11 protein-coding genes and 3 pseudogenes are annotated in these 14,213 nt (G+C 65.7%); 4 read left to right on the top strand and 10 right to left on the bottom strand.

The window, feature by feature from the left end:
• Positions 1-153: 153 nt before the first annotated feature.
• Complete coding sequence (locus ACWDTI_RS23975) at positions 154-801, top strand: TetR/AcrR family transcriptional regulator C-terminal domain-containing protein (protein ID WP_449740636.1); 648 nt, start codon at positions 154-156, stop codon at positions 799-801.
• 108 nt (positions 802-909) lie between these two features.
• On the opposite strand, the gene ACWDTI_RS23970 is transcribed toward ACWDTI_RS23975, so the two are convergent.
• Positions 910-2,109: an alpha/beta fold hydrolase gene (locus ACWDTI_RS23970; RefSeq protein ID WP_449740635.1), complete on the bottom strand. Its 1,200-nt coding sequence runs from the start codon at positions 2,107-2,109 to the stop codon at positions 910-912.
• Between the two features lie 38 nt (positions 2,110-2,147).
• Here ACWDTI_RS23970 and ACWDTI_RS23965 point away from each other — a divergent pair, with 38 nt between their 5' ends.
• Positions 2,148-3,152, top strand: coding sequence for an amidohydrolase family protein (locus tag ACWDTI_RS23965; protein ID WP_449740634.1), 1,005 nt, complete (start codon positions 2,148-2,150; stop codon positions 3,150-3,152).
• On the opposite strand, the gene ACWDTI_RS23960 is transcribed toward ACWDTI_RS23965, so the two are convergent.
• The 4 genes and pseudogenes from ACWDTI_RS23960 to ACWDTI_RS23945 all read right to left on the bottom strand — a co-directional run bounded on the left by ACWDTI_RS23960 (position 3,130) and on the right by ACWDTI_RS23945 (position 6,791).
• Positions 3,130-4,155 (bottom strand): FAD-dependent monooxygenase, encoded by a 1,026-nt coding sequence (locus tag ACWDTI_RS23960; protein ID WP_449740633.1) that lies wholly within the window; start codon positions 4,153-4,155, stop codon positions 3,130-3,132. The two genes, ACWDTI_RS23965 and ACWDTI_RS23960, sit on opposite strands and share 23 nt — an antisense overlap.
• Positions 4,156-4,161: 6 nt before the next feature.
• A complete protein-coding gene (locus ACWDTI_RS23955) occupies positions 4,162-4,719 on the bottom strand; it encodes an FAD-dependent monooxygenase (protein WP_449740632.1) in 558 nt (185 codons plus the stop codon).
• Positions 4,716-5,656: pseudogene (locus ACWDTI_RS23950) on the bottom strand (fumarylacetoacetate hydrolase family protein). The gene ACWDTI_RS23955 and the pseudogene ACWDTI_RS23950 overlap by 4 nt, the downstream one beginning before the upstream one ends.
• Positions 5,653-6,791 (bottom strand): annotated as a pseudogene (locus ACWDTI_RS23945) (VOC family protein). The pseudogenes ACWDTI_RS23950 and ACWDTI_RS23945 overlap by 4 nt, the downstream one beginning before the upstream one ends.
• A 104-nt stretch (positions 6,792-6,895) precedes the next feature.
• Between ACWDTI_RS23945 and ACWDTI_RS23940 the strand changes: the two are divergent.
• Positions 6,896-7,579: a TetR/AcrR family transcriptional regulator gene (locus ACWDTI_RS23940; protein WP_449740631.1), complete on the top strand. Its 684-nt coding sequence runs from the start codon at positions 6,896-6,898 to the stop codon at positions 7,577-7,579.
• A gap of 234 nt (positions 7,580-7,813) precedes the next feature.
• Here ACWDTI_RS23940 and ACWDTI_RS23935 read toward each other — a convergent pair whose 3' ends face one another.
• The gene (locus ACWDTI_RS23935) at positions 7,814-8,026 is read right to left on the bottom strand and encodes a ribbon-helix-helix domain-containing protein (protein ID WP_449740630.1); all 213 of its coding nucleotides are present in this window, start codon (positions 8,024-8,026) and stop codon (positions 7,814-7,816) included.
• On the opposite strand from ACWDTI_RS23935, the gene ACWDTI_RS23930 reads away from it, so the two are divergent.
• Complete coding sequence (locus ACWDTI_RS23930; RefSeq protein ID WP_449740629.1) at positions 7,924-8,520, top strand: hypothetical protein; 597 nt, start codon at positions 7,924-7,926, stop codon at positions 8,518-8,520. The genes ACWDTI_RS23935 and ACWDTI_RS23930 overlap by 103 nt on opposite strands.
• Here ACWDTI_RS23930 and ACWDTI_RS23925 read toward each other — a convergent pair.
• From ACWDTI_RS23925 to ACWDTI_RS23910, 4 genes and pseudogenes are all read right to left on the bottom strand, one after another.
• Positions 8,434-10,176: an ABC transporter ATP-binding protein gene (locus ACWDTI_RS23925; RefSeq protein ID WP_449740628.1), complete on the bottom strand. Its 1,743-nt coding sequence runs from the start codon at positions 10,174-10,176 to the stop codon at positions 8,434-8,436. The genes ACWDTI_RS23930 and ACWDTI_RS23925 overlap by 87 nt on opposite strands.
• Positions 10,173-12,765 (bottom strand): annotated as a pseudogene (locus ACWDTI_RS23920) (ATP-binding cassette domain-containing protein). The gene ACWDTI_RS23925 and the pseudogene ACWDTI_RS23920 overlap by 4 nt, the downstream one beginning before the upstream one ends.
• A 177-nt stretch (positions 12,766-12,942) precedes the next feature.
• Positions 12,943-13,437: a hypothetical protein gene (locus ACWDTI_RS23915; protein ID WP_449740627.1), complete on the bottom strand. Its 495-nt coding sequence runs from the start codon at positions 13,435-13,437 to the stop codon at positions 12,943-12,945.
• 83 nt (positions 13,438-13,520) lie between these two features.
• The gene (locus ACWDTI_RS23910; RefSeq protein WP_449740626.1) at positions 13,521-13,877 is read right to left on the bottom strand and encodes a hypothetical protein; all 357 of its coding nucleotides are present in this window, start codon (positions 13,875-13,877) and stop codon (positions 13,521-13,523) included.
• Positions 13,878-14,213 lie beyond the last annotated feature (336 nt).

The raw sequence follows: 14,213 nt of genomic DNA, 5'->3' as shown, positions 1-14,213 counted from the left end.
GTTACCTTAAATGCCTGACGTAGGCCAAAACTTTAGGTCACGGCGTTCCCTGAATTGTGTTCAGCAACGTCGTTGGCCGATACTCGAGCAATGGACAGAGGCAGTGAGCCGAGCCGAGCGACACGACGCCCGCGCGGTCGGCCGAGGGTGCCCATGCAGCGCATCATCAGTACCGCGCGCGACATCGTGGATTCCAGCGGCCTGGAAGCACTCACCATGCGCACCCTGGCGAATGCGCTGAACACCAGTCCGACGGTGCTCTACCGCGCGGTGAACGATCGTGACGAACTCCTCGACCATGTCGTCGACCAGACGCTCGCCGAGATCACCTTCGACTTCTCGGATGACGACGCCGAATGGCGCCACGACTGTCAATCGGCTGCCGAGGCCATGTTTGCGGTGCTCTCGACGCATCGCGAGATTGCCCCACTGCTGATCGAACGTGTTCCGGTCGGTCCCAACGCACTGATGATGCGCGAGCAGATGCTGGCCATGCTTCTCGCGCATGGGTTCTCGGTCTCAGAGGCGGCGCTGACCTTCGCCACGGTTGCCCGATACGTAATCGGATTTGCCGCCCAACTGAGCGCTGAGGCACGCGGCCGCGCAATCGAGCCCGACGCACTTTCCGAGCTGTACAAGAGCTTCGATCCGCAGATTTATCCGGCCACAGTGGCGGTGGCCGACGCGCTTCCGCGACAGACACTGAAGGACGAGTTCGCGAATGGACTCGACCTGATGTTGGAGACGCTCGACACGCGCCGCCAACGGACGGACATTGGGCGCCCTCACGCGGACACGTGATGTCATCTGTCACCGATGCACCGTCCTCGTGGGCCGTGCACGAACTGTAGGTCGATGACACGAGATCTGCGCGCTATCGGTGAGTGGCAAAGAACTTCTGCGTGATGGTCAGGAACTGGTCGGGCTTGTCGAGGTGCGTGACGTGTTCGGCATCGATGCGCCGGTAGGTTCCGTTGCGCAGCAACGACATCGCTTTGTCGGCGTCGTTCTGGTCCATGGCGCCGAAGAGAATGTTCCCCGTCGGTCCAGGAGTAGTTGGCATGCAGGAGCAGCGACGGTGCCTCGATCGTGGCCAGCGCGGTCGCATGGGTCGAAATCGGCGTTCCAGGTTCCACGGTAGAACGCGGCACCAAAACGGGGATCGTACTGATGGTCCATGCCGCGCAAGAACAGTCGGATCATGTCGTTGCCGACGATGTCGAGTTCGATGGGTTGGCCGGGCCGGATGAGCCGCTGCGCCTTGACCGCTTCGGTGAGGACCACGGTCGATCCCGGAAATACATTCTGATCGAAGAACTCTCGGCTGTCGTTGATCCAGAACAGCAGGAAGTCGTCAACCGGATGCAGAACGGCCTTGTTGCTGGAGGTGAAATCTCGGTAGGCGATGGTCTTCTTGATCCGTGGATACTCGGATGAAAACAGGGGAGGATCCTCGAGCACTCTCGCCCGGACCAGGTCCGGTCGGTTCGCGGCCAACCACACGGTGAGCAGACCGCCAGAGGAGTTGCCGGTGACATAGGCCGGTCCACCGACCACCGATTCCAGCAGCGCCGCCAGGTCCGCGCCGATCCGGTTGGCGGACATCGGATACCCGGCCGGCGTGCGGGTGGTGCCGTGGCCCTGGTAGTCGATGTCGAAGACATGGAAGTGCTGAGCCAACGTCGGTAGCACGCGACTGTAGGAGAACCAGTCCATCTGTTGTGCATGGAGCAGTACGAGCGCCGGGCCGTGTCTCGGACCTTCCCGGTAGCTGAACTGCACGCCGTTGACCGTCGCCACCTTCTCGCGGTATCCGGCGCGGGCGACGGCGGCATGCCACGGTGCATCGACGTTGAACCCGGTGGGCAACGCTTTGTCGATGGGTGGTGCCGCATGCCCGAGCCCGGCACCCCGGAATGTGGCGCCCGCGCCGAGCACTGCTGCGCCGGCCATCACAAACGCACGACGACTCAGTCCGCGGTGTCCACCTGATTCACCGTGATTGTCGTGACGCGTAACCCTCATAATCCCAACATAACAGCCGATTTCGCCACTAATGACGATTTCGGCAGTTTCTGGTGATACTCTCAGCCAGGGCACAGCGCGCATGACTGTAGGCGCTCACTCGACCGACCACGGAGACGGTGATGACGAATGATCAGCAGCTGCCCGCCGACCACGTGGGAGATTCTCGTCTGGTCGACGTGCACAGCCACTTCGCACCCGACTGGTACATGGAAGAGGCTGTGGCAGCCGGTCATTCGAAACCCGACGGGATGCCCGGTTGGCCGACGTGGAATATCGTCGACCATCTGCGGCTGATGGATGACCTCGGGATCACTCGGTCGATCCTGTCGTTGTCGAGTCCCGGCGTGAGCATTGCGGAGCCGGATGCCACACCCGGGCTCGCGTCGCGGGTCAACGACTTCGCCGCCGGCGTGGTGGCAGACTTCCCGGATCGTTTCGGGTTTCTGGCCACGCTGCCGTTGCCTGATGTGGGGGCGTCGCTGCGCGAGGCGCAACGCGCTCTCGACGTGCTTGGCGCGTCGGGCATGATCCTCCAAACACACACGCGGGGTGTCTATCTCACGGATCACGGCCATCATGAGCTCTGGGCGATGCTGGCCGAACGTCAAGTTCCGGTTTTGGTGCATCCGACGTCGCCGCCCGGGTGGCAGACGACCTCCCTCGGCTACCCGCGCCCGATGATCGAGTTCTTCTTCGACACCGCGCGGGTCATGTGCGGTCTGCTCATGGGCGGTGTTCTCGACCGTCACCCGGGAGTGCGGCTGATCATCCCGCACTGCGGAGGCGTGCTCCCGCTGCTCGTCGAGCGTGCAGGTGTCTTCCAGCAAGGACTGCGGTTCCTCGCGCCGCCTGGAGATCCCTCCGCGGATGCGTCCGATCTACGGGACGGTCTCGGGTCGCTGTGGTGGGATCTGGCCGGGTCGCCCGACGAGGTTGCCCTCAAAGCCCTCGCCGCCCACGCCGGCCCGGGACATGTCGTGTACGGCAGCGACTATTGCTTCACACCCGAGTTCGCGGTGCGGGGGCAGCACTCGTTGCTCGACCGGTCCTGGCGCGCATTCTGCGACGAGGGTTCCTGGCGGGATGTGACAGAGGCGAACGTCACCCAGCTGTTGATGCGATAGATGCCCTGGCGGGCCGCGCGACCGACATCGCCGGTAGATGCGTGTACACACCGGCAACGCTGCCTGCGGCCATCATCACCGTCCGGTCGGGACGCACCATCGCCGCACGCGCACCGTTGTCGATCATCCACCGCCCCAACGGGCTGTCCTCGGTGACCACCAGGAGCGCTGCGCCGCGGCGTTCGATCTCGGCGCTTTGACAGGCCGTGGGCTCGTCGGCGGTCACCACCAGGAACCCACGCACCTGGACATCGTCGAGCCGCATGGACTCTGCGCCGACCTCGGCGTTCGGACACAAGGTCCCGGCCAGGTGCGCACCACCGGGCACCCGTCCGCGCAGGGTGGCGGGAAGCCGTCGGCCGATCTCGCCGGGCCGAACAAAGAACGACGGCTCGAGAGCAGGTGTCGCACTGTCGGTGACCAAGTCGACGAAGCCGCCGATTCTGCCCAACCGCGGGGCGAGCACCGATCGCAGCCGGTCGCCGGCGACACCCCCGCGAGTCATCACCGTCCCCATGGTGACCGCGAGCCGGATCAGTGCTACCACATGCGGTTTGCGTTCAGCCTCGTAGCTGTCGAGGATGTCGGGCGCGAGGTCTGTGCGTAGCGCCGCGGCCACCTTCCAGGCCAGGTTCGCCGCGTCACGCAGACCGGATCCCATACCCTGGCCGATGAACGGTGGTGTGAGATGTGCGGCGTCGCCGAGGAGGAACACCCGTCGATCGCGCCAGCGGTCGGCGACGCAGGCCCGAAAGGTGTACTCGGCGGCCCGGACGAGGTCCAGTCGATCCAGCGCGGTGTCGCCGAGCCACGGACGGATCTGCGGTTCGAGCGCGTCGATCGTCTGGAAGTCGGCGCTGCTCTCGCCGTCGCGAAGCTGGAACTCCCACCGGTAGCGGGTGTCGCCGATGCGCATGAAGGTGGCGGCCCGGTGCGAGTCGCACACCTGATGGACACCTTCCCACTGATCGAGCGTGGCGGTGGTCTCGATGTCGACCACCATCCACCGTTAAGTGAAACCCATTTCCTCCCAACGACTTCCCATCCCGGCGCGGACGATGCTGTTGGCACCGTCGGCACCGAGCACGAACTCTGTCCGGACCACGTCCACCTCGCCGGTGCGCCGGTCGGTCATGCTGATCCGCACACCGTCGCGTTCGTGCATGACAGCGGTCACCTCGGCACCGGACCGCAGGGTGACGAGGTCACGGCGCGCGACGGCCTCGCGGAGTACCGCCTCCAGCGCCGGCTGGTCGAACATCGACGCCGCCGGATACCCGTGTTTGCCGGCGGTGGTCGAGCGGGAGAACTCGGTCAGCACCCGGTGCTCTGGGTCTAGCAACCGCAATCCGCGCCCGGCCCGCGAGATCCGCGCGAAGTCGTCGGCAACCCCGATACGGTCCAGGATGCGGTAGACCTCGTCGTCGAGGTGAACCGCCCGAGGTTGGGGGTACACCCCGTCCCAGCGTTCCAGTACCAGCACCTCGACGTCGAGATCGGCCAGCAGTGCGGCAGCGGTCAGACCGGTGGGACCGGCACCGACGATCACCACCGGCCACCGGCTCACTGTGCGTACCTGACCGTGGTGCGCTGGATGCCGAGGTCGAGGTGTGCGTCGTCGGTGGTGATCGAGGCCTCGATGATGTCGCCGTCCTGCAGGTAGCGAGGATTGGTCTCTTGGCGCCGAAAGAAGCTCTTCCACTTGATATGTGGCGGCAGCAGGGAGCCGATGATCTCCACCGGTTTCGGCGGGTCGACCAGGGCCGTCCCGCCGGGGGTGCCGGTGAGCAGCAGATCACCGGGGTCGACTCGTTGGAATCGGGACAGCGCCTGCAGGGCAACCAGCGGGGTGTAGATCATGTCGTCGACGCCCGCGTCCTGACGGATTTGTCCGTTGACCCGGAGGGTGAGGCGGAGGTCGGTGAATCGGTCGAGGTCGCCGTCCTCCAACACCACGAGCACCGGGCCGGTGGGAGTGAAGGTCGGGTACGACTTCGCCTCGTAGAACTGGGTTTTGGGGAGTTGGACGTCGCGTGCGGAGATGTCGTCGGTGACGACGAGCGCGGCGATGATCCGTGGCAGGTCGGCCTGACCGATGCTGGTTCCGACCTCGACCGTCTCGCCGATGACCAGACCGATCTCCACTTCGTAGTAGAGCAAACTCACGTGCTCGGGCCGGATCACGTCGTCGTAGGGGCCGCTGATCGACCCCGATGACTTCCGGAAGAAGGTCAGCGGAACGGTGTCGGGGTTCATCCCGGAATCGCGTACGTGGGACACGTAATTGGTCATCTGGGCGATCACCCGGCACGGCGTGGTGACGGTGAGATCAGCGACAGCATCGCGGGATCGGTGAGGGGACCGTCGCTGCCGGCGGCGGCCTCGATCGCGTCGCGGGCGGCCAGTAGGCCGGCAGTGGTCGTGGCATCGGTGTCGATGCGGCGCGCTCCGCCGGACACCTGCACCCACCACGAATCGGTGGTCCGTAGCACGGAAAAGCTCATGATTTGGCAACTTTCAGCAGACCGAGAAGGCGCTGGACATCGAATTCGTTGTCGGGGGAGCGCAGTGACGACACCATGGCCCGCAGCTCCCGCAACGACTCCTTGCCGGGGGCGGTGCCGAGGAAGTCCGCGGTCGCCGGCGGACCCCATTGCGCCAGACCGGACGCACTCATCGCGGCCCACCCGGGTTCGATCGAACAGTCGAAACGGTCGCCGTCGGTGAAGTGCTCGACGAGGAAACCGTCCGGATCCCGCCAGTAGTCGAAGATCTGACTGCCCTGGATGTGGCGGCCGATGCCCCAGGACCGGTAGCGGCCCTTCTCGCGGAGGTATTCGCCGCCGGCGGCCAGGATGTCCAGATCGCGAACCTGATACGCCGAGTGCACATACTATTGGCCGGCCCGAGCATCATCGCGAGCGTGTGGTGGTCGGCCGGTTCCCCGCCACGATCGCACCGGATGAAGCTCATCACCGGTCCACGCTCGCGTTGACCCGGGTAGAACATGAAGTCGCTGACGATCAGTCCCAGATGCTCGAGGTACCAATTGAGTGTTTCCAGATAGCGATTCGACTGCAACACCACATGGCCGAGGCGCTCGACCAAGGCAGGCGTCCGGGGTGCGCGCTGAGTGTGGTTGACCCGTGGATGGTCACGGCCCATGTTGTAGTCGGTCCATTCCGGTTGAGCCGGCAGTGCGGGGTGTTCGGTGAACCCCGAGACGACCCGCACGAGCGCCCCACCCGGGTCTCGCGTCGTCGCCGCCACACCGCCCAGAGTGTCCGGGAGTCGTTCCACGCCGACCCCGGTGGCCTCGGCGAAGCGATGCACGTCCGCGTCGGCCCCCGCACGAAACGCCGGACCGACGAAGGCCGAACGGTCAGATCGACGCACGATGACGCATGGGGGACCGGGTTCGGTGCCGCGTAGGTGTAATTCGTCCGGGGTGTGCAGGGTGGGTGTGAACCCGAAATCGGCAGCGAATCCGGCAGTTTGGACCAAATCGGGCTTCTCGAACTCAAGCCACGCGAGATCGTCAACCTTGATCACCGGATCACGGTGTCGGCCGGGATGCTCGCCCCGCAGCGCCCCGTCCTCCGCATGCAACCCGTCGTGCACGTCGTGTGATGTGGTCATCGACACCTCCTTGCGTCCTGACCAAATCGTCACACTCGGCCGTATCGTCAGTCAAGGATTTCTGACGAATTCGTCAGAGCTGACCATCGGATAGTCTCAGGGACGTGCGCCAGGAAGTTACGAGTGACGTGAGCGTGGCCGACAACCGCGGTGCGGCAAGCCTCAGCCGGTCCGAGCGCCGCAAGGCGAACACCCGTGCGGCGTTGATCCGGGCCGGCCAGAAGTTCCTCGCCGAAGGCCGGACGAACGTGTCAGTCCTCGACATCACGTCGGCCGCGGACGTCGGAAACGGGTCGTTCTACAACCACTTCAGCGCCAAGGAGGAACTCTTCGACGCGGCCGTCGATGCGGCACTGGAGGCCCACGGCGCCCTCATGGACAAGCTGACCGCCGACCTCGACGACCCGGCCGAAGCCTTCGCCCAGAGCTTTCGGTTGACCGGCCGAATCCATCGGCGCCAATCGGAACTCAGTCTGATCATCCTCGCGCGGGGAAGCCGGGCGTTCGCATCCGACCACGGTCTCGTCCCGCGCGCCACCCGCGACATCAAGGCCGGCGTCGACGCCGGTCGATTCGCCGTCGACGATCTCGATGCCGCCGTCGCCGTGGTGGCCGGTGCGGCAATAGGTTTGGCGCAGCTTCTCCTGGTGCAGCCGGATCGCGATGATGCGCAGGCCGCAGACTCGGTGACACGGCAGGTGCTGCGCGGGCTGGGCCTGTCGGCTCGAGATGCCGCTGAACTGTGCGCACGCCCGCTTCCGACGATCGACCGCGTGCGTGGGCTCTGATCACCTCGTCAGAGTTGGCGAGGAGGTTATCGGCCCGATGCACGCCATGATCGATGTCACGGCTGGTTTGAATAGGTAACAGCCTGCGCAGACCGGAGGTCCACGAAGTAGTGTCCGGTCGATCGGTGGCGAAGGTGTCGATCGGTGGCGAAGGTTCGGTAGGCCGTTTACGGAACGGTCAATGGCGCTGAACCGTCGCCGAGGCGAAGCACAGCAGCGCACTCGTGTCGACGATCACTCGCCAATACCCTCGAGCAGCGCGTCGACACGCTCTGCAATGGGTTCAGTGCCTGAAAACAGCGCACCCCGGGGCCGAGGTGTGTTACCACTCAGAGCTTTTCGCAATGCTTGCCGCACAATCTCTGCCTCCGGAAGCGATTGCCGGCGTGCTTCGAGTTCGATGGCACGCTTCAAATCGTCCGGGAGGTACAGGGTGGTCTTGGCCATGCCATACATGGTACGACCGGTGGTATGCCCCCCGCCGTTGCACGGACAGCAATCTCCCGGTACTCGTCGAATTGCGGGACGGCGGCGAACGATACGCCGGTCGCGGCGTGAGCATTGCCGTCGCCAATGTCGTCGGACCATTCGCGGATACCGTGCGGGGCCGAGATGCGACCGACCAAGCCGATATCGATGCGGCACTGCGCCGCGCCGATGGCACGCCCGGACTCTCTGCGCTCGGTGCCAATGCGGCACTCGCGATTTCCGTCGCAAACGTGAAGGCCGCCACCTGCGATCGACGACTATCGGCCGGGCGCGGGAGGCCATCGCGTCATCAGCTCCGCCGACGCCCGGATGGGGCAGTCGGAAGCGACGATGAACCTACCGGTGAGTTGCCGGGATCACGCACCTCACGCTTGCGTGGACGTCAACTTCCATCCGGCAACCTTGCCCTGACGTTCCCAGAACCCGGCGAAATAGCCACCGACGCGCAATAGTTCAGCGGGCGTGCCGGATTCGACGACCTTGCCGCCGTCGAGCACCACCACGCGGTCGGCGTGTCGGATGCCGGCCTGGCGGTGGGCCACGATGACACGCGTGCGGTCGACGTCGTCTGCCGAGAGCGCATCCACGACAGCCCGCTCGTTCTCGTTGTCCAGCGCGCTGGTCGCCTCGTGGATCAGCAGTATCGGCGCCGCCTTGAGGAGCGCCCGGGCGATGGAGATGCGTTGCCGCTCACCGCCGGAGAGGACCGAACCGCCCTCACCGACAGCGGCGTCCCAGCCGTCGGGGAGCCGGTCGGTGATCTCGTCGACCCGCGCCAGTCGCGCGGCTGCGTCAACGCGGGCCGGACAGGAAGAGGGGTCGCCGGCGAGGATGTTCTCGGCGATGCTGCCCGCCATCAGGTATGGCTCCTGGAACACCATGCTCGCCACGGCACGCCGTGCGTCGTGGTCGAGGGTGGCGGCATCGATGTCGTCGAACAGGATGCGCCCGGTGGTGGGCGAGTAGAGTCCGGCGATCAGCCCCAGGATCGTGCTCTTGCCCGATCCGGACGGACCGATGATCGCAGTGGTGGCACCGGCGTCGAGCACCAGGTCCAGACCGTCGAGGACCGGATGACGCGCGTCGCCGTAGTCGAATCCGACGTTGCGGAACTCGATGCGCGGTGCGGGTGCCGTCGTCGACGACTCGAGTCCGGTGGGGTCGAGCGGCGCGTCGAGGACGGTGCAGATCCGGGCGAGGGTCGCTCGGGAGATCTCGAGTCCCGATGCCAATTCGCCTATGGCAGAGAATGGTTCGAGATAGCGCACGGCCACCACGATGAGCGCCACCGCGGCGGCGGTGGTGATCTCGCCGCGGACCGTGAGCCACGCGGTGACCCCGGCGAGAGCGAACAGCGCGATCTGTGCAGCGATGCTGAACAGCAGTTGTCCTGGCACCTGCATGAGCAGCAAACGGGCCGTCGCACCGTGCTGGCGCGTGATCGCGGCGCCGGCCAGGCTGCGTTCGGGCTCCACCCGCCGCGATACGCGCAACGCCTGCTGGGTGCGGGCGAACTCGACAACCCGCTCGGTGAGAGCCGAATTCGCCGCGTCGGCGGCACGATCGGCCCGACGGCTGATGGTGCTGGTCGCCCACAGCGTACCGAGCAGCAGCGGCACACCGGCGAGCGCCACCAGGGCCAACTGCCACGCCACCCCGACCAGCGCCAGCCCGATCGCCAGCGGCAACAACACGGCACTGACCAGCGGGGCCAGCAGATACACCACGACGCCGACCAGGTCGGGTCCGGTGGCGGCGATGGCCTGGCGCGCGTCGGCGGAGTTTGCGGCGGTGAACCAGGTCAGCCGGACGCGCGAGAGCCGTTCGGCCACCGTGTGTTGCGCGTTGTCCAGCAGTGAGAAGCCCAGGACGAAGCCGAGTTTCGACGCCGCCGAGTCCACGAACCAGCCGAGGAGGGTGACCACGGTGAGCCCGGCCAGCCACAGTAGGGCTGAGTTGTGCTGCCCGTCCACCAGATTGGAGATCAACGGCACCAGCATCACCACGCCGGCGGCGCGCAGGATCACCGAGACGATCGAGAGAAGAAAGAATCGGTTGAGGCGCGGACGGGTCTCGGCCGGCAGGAGTGCGAGGAGGGTAGGGATCATCGGAGTGCTCCTGCCTGTGTCGCATCGGTATTCGCGGAGTCCCACAGACCCCGGTATCGGCCGCGGGCAGCCATCAACTCCTCGTGCGTGCCGTGTTCGACGATGCGACCGCCGTCGAGGACGACGATCGCGTCGACGTCGGTCACGGTGTGCAACCGATGCGCGATGACCAGCACCGTGCGTCCCTGCGCGAGTCGACTCAGGCTCTGCTGCACCAGGAACTCCGATTCCGGGTCGGCGAAGGCGGTGGCCTCGTCGAGGATGATCACCGGGGTGTCGGCCAGGATCGCCCGGGCAATGGTGAGGCGTTGCCGCTCACCGCCGGACAACGCCGCGTCGGGACCGAGTTCGGTGTCATATCCGTCGGGCATGCGCTCGATGCGGTCGTGGATGTTGACCGCCCGAGCCGCGGCGACGATCTGGTCGCGGTCGGCATCGGGCACGGCCAGGGCGATGTTCTCGGCCACCGTGCCGCGCACCAATTGTGTCTGCTGGAGCACGAACCCCACGCTGCGGCAGAGGTCATCGACGCTGCACGCGCGAATGTCGCGGCCGGACACCCGAATACTGCCGTCGGTGACGTCGTGGAACCGGGCGAGGAGCGCGGCCAGCGTCGACTTGCCCGAACCCGATGGCCCGACCAGGGCGGTTACCGTACCGGGTGCGAGTCGTAGCGAAATGTCCTGGAGTACCGGCACTCCCGGGCGGTAGCCGAATGAGACGTGGTCGAAGACCACCTCACCGGGAGTCGCGTGGGTGTCCGGCGACGAGGACTGTTGCGTCAGCTCGGGCTCGTCGAGCGTCTCCTGGATGTCGCGCGCGGCGACCATTCCGGTTCGCAGACCCGAGAGCCCGTACCCAATGCCAGCAGCCGAGCCCCGAAGGTGGTGCCCAGCAACAGGAACGGCAGCAGATCGACCGGCTGTGTCCACCCCCAGACCACGAACAGCGTGCCGACAGTCGCGACCAGCCACAGGAAGGTGGTGGGGCGGGTGATGAGGTCCATCACCGTTTTCGCGGTGATGAACGGACGCTGCCAGGTGTTCAGGAACGTCAGATAGCCCTCCAGGTTGCGGCGGAACCGCGACGCCATGACCCCGCCGAACGTTCGGATCACCGGCTGCGCTTCGAGATAGGCCGTCGCCTCGCCGGTCATCCGCTCGGCCCAGGTCTGTGCCAGCGGTACCTTGGGGCCCGATACCACCATCATGCGGGCCATCGTGATCACGTACGCCAGTACCGGAATCAACAGGAACAGCGCGATCCGCCAGTCCGCGATGAACAGATACACCAGCACCGCGATCGGCGCGACGACGGCACTGACCGCGTCGATGACCGCATGGGTGACCAGATAGTGCAGGGAAAGTGTGTTGTCCTGGATCAGGGTCTTGACGCTACCCGCATTGCGATCGGTGAACCAGCCCAACGGAAGTCGGGCCAGCTTGGCCAGAAGTCGTTGCCGCACATCGCGGGAGAAGTTGGCGTCGACGGCATGCAGCCACACCAGCATCGCCGATTCCAGCAGCGCGCCGACACCCAGCAGGATTACGGCGAGGATGCCGACCGACCACAGTTCTCGGGCGTCCGCTCCGGCCAGCAGCCGCCGCCCCAGCTCCACCAGCAACACATACGGCGCGAGTTGGATCACCGTCACGAGCGCCTGCTGCACACCGGCGGAAATCAGCGTGCGCTTCAGCGGCGCCAGTAAACGGCCCGCACCGGCCGCTCGCCAGGTGCCCTGGGTGGGAGACTCTGCCGCGGCGGTGGCCACGGAAACCGGCTCGACCGCGGTGATATCGGCGTCGTCGGCGGCCCACCGGTTCGACGGTGTCGACGACCGGCGCCGCGTCGGGATCGCGGTCCTTGCCCATCGCCTTGCCCTGCGACCAGTAGGCCTGCACATGGGTCTCGGTTTTGGGGAATCCGAAGTCCTTGATGCGCTTGCGGATCTCCTTGAGGGAGTTACCCTCGGGTCCCGCCCACAGATACCAATCCGACCAGTCCCGCGTCTCCAGCGCCGCCGCCACCGACCCGGCGTCGTCGCGCCGGACCCAGTGGGTCCGCAGCCGCGGGTGCGACACCATCGGCAGCTCACGGTCGAGCGCGTCGTGCTCCTCGAGATAAAGCTCGATGGGCACGTCGGATGGGACGGTCGCCAGCATGGTGCGGATGGCTGGCAGCGACGCCGAGTCACCGATCGGGAGGTAGCCCGACGGGGGAGTGTCGGGCACCTCGAACGGCACCGAACTCGCCGACATCATGTCGATCACGTCGCCGGGCACCGCGGCGCGCCCACTGCGCGGCCGGTCCGGAGGGTTCGTGCAGCACGAAGTCGATGGAGAAGTCGCCGGTGGACGGGTCGGCGTCGACGAAGGTGTAACCGCGTTGATGCTCCTTGCCGTTGCCGTCGGGGAACCAGCCGCGAATCCAGCTGGTTGCGCCGAACACCACGTCGTCGAACACGGTGTCGGAGTGGAACCGGATCCGGACGCAGTGCGCCGTCACATCCGACCGCTCGATCACCGTTGCCGCATGGTCACGAATGCCGTAGGCACGCAAGACTGCGCCGCCAAATCCGCGAGACGCCATCAAGTCCTCCCCGAATCACGCTCGGCAGTGTCGCCGAGGCGGTACCGTGCACGCGTCTCTGAGGTTAGTACTACCTAACAAGTGGCGAAAGCGGGACGGCGGGCGGCCCGCCGCTTCGCCGGCGTTCCGCCCCGACCACCTGCCGGGTGGTACGACCCATCGAGATGCCGCCGGTTATCAGTCCGGGATGGCAGAAATGTAGAGCCAGGTGCTTCGATCGCCGGCCTCGGGGTCGAATCGCACCGTGAGATCACCAACGCGCTCGCGCGCTGGCGCCACCCCGCCGTAGTCATCTGGCGCGCGAACGCAGGTCATCAAAGTCGTCGTCGGTGGCGGGCCGTGACGAGAAGGCCGAGGCAGCGTGGCCAGGGTCTTCGGATCCGTAACGGCACAGTGCAACCGAGATTCCCTGATGATCCTGTCCCGCACCGCGACACTGCCCGCGTTAGCGACCACGTAGGCCATCAGCCACCCCTGGAACTGCGACGTCACCCGGCCGTACTCGATGTCGCTGCCGTTCAGCCGCACGCCCATCTGTTCGGCGATACGAGCGGCCTCGTCGGCGTCCTCGGTGACATGAACGCTGGACATGCCGGCGTCGAACCATCGATACGCGAACCAGCCAGCGCAACCGACGACCACGGTGACGACGGCGAGGATCGCCGCAGACACCTACAGCACCCTGGCACGCATGCCACCAACTGTCGCACACTCCCCAGCGGGTGGCTGGTGACGAGACGCCGGTGGAGGACACGTCATTGGCCGTATGTGTAGCGCAGGTTCGCGTTGATCAGGGTACCGATTCGCTGGCACAGATGGCGGAACTGCCGATCATCGGGAACCGGAGGTTCGACGATAAGCGTCCACCGCAGGGCGGTGCCTACACCATCGGCGCTCAGGTCGAAAGCAATCCGCGCGTCGGCACGTTTGGTCCACAGCGACGACCACACGACGCGATTCGGCCGGACGGATTCGATTACGGCAGGTGCAATCTCGTCGTCGAGCAAATGCAACCACGGTCGGCCGGGCTGCCGATCGGGTGAAACGAGATCGTCGAATACCACAGCGGGCGGCGCAGGCTGGTTGCGTTTCTTCGAAGCGATCGCGTCCATGGGCTTGGACCGTACCCGTCGGCGCGGCGGTGTCAGTCCATGTGACGATTCCGCAAGATCATGACCGTTGAGCTCAGGCGGTGTCTGCCGCCGAGGATTGACGGTGCCAGATTCTGTGTGTCACCTCACGACAATGACATCAGCAACGAGCCGCCCACGGCGAGCAACCACCACGCCAGGCCACCGACAGCCAGGATTATTCCAACGATTATTTCGGTCACAAGAATCACCTCCCATCAGGCCGGACTTCCGCAGATGTTGGGCACACGATTCCCCGGAAATGGGTGTTGACGTGCGGTGATGATGAATCGACGCGATTTGGTCGTGTTACTACAC

Source organism: Gordonia sp. NPDC003424 (assembly GCF_053588655.1).
This window is presented reverse-complemented; position numbering and strand designations above follow the sequence as displayed.

What these genes read in the sequence shown, in the direction of transcription:
- ACWDTI_RS23975 (WP_449740636.1), top strand. Translation starts at nt 154, where the DNA reads ATGCAGCGCATCATCAGTACCGCGCGCGACATCGTGGATTCCAGCGGC.
- ACWDTI_RS23970 (WP_449740635.1), bottom strand. Translation starts at nt 2,109, where the DNA reads ATGCGCGCTGTGCCCTGGCTGAGAGTATCACCAGAAACTGCCGAAATC.
- ACWDTI_RS23965 (WP_449740634.1), top strand. Translation starts at nt 2,148, where the DNA reads ATGACGAATGATCAGCAGCTGCCCGCCGACCACGTGGGAGATTCTCGT.
- ACWDTI_RS23960 (WP_449740633.1), bottom strand. Translation starts at nt 4,155, where the DNA reads ATGGTGGTCGACATCGAGACCACCGCCACGCTCGATCAGTGGGAAGGT.
- ACWDTI_RS23930 (WP_449740629.1), top strand. Translation starts at nt 7,924, where the DNA reads ATGCTTGCCGCACAATCTCTGCCTCCGGAAGCGATTGCCGGCGTGCTT.
- ACWDTI_RS23935 (WP_449740630.1), bottom strand. Translation starts at nt 8,026, where the DNA reads ATGGCCAAGACCACCCTGTACCTCCCGGACGATTTGAAGCGTGCCATC.
- ACWDTI_RS23925 (WP_449740628.1), bottom strand. Translation starts at nt 10,176, where the DNA reads ATGATCCCTACCCTCCTCGCACTCCTGCCGGCCGAGACCCGTCCGCGC.
- ACWDTI_RS23910 (WP_449740626.1), bottom strand. Translation starts at nt 13,877, where the DNA reads ATGGACGCGATCGCTTCGAAGAAACGCAACCAGCCTGCGCCGCCCGCT.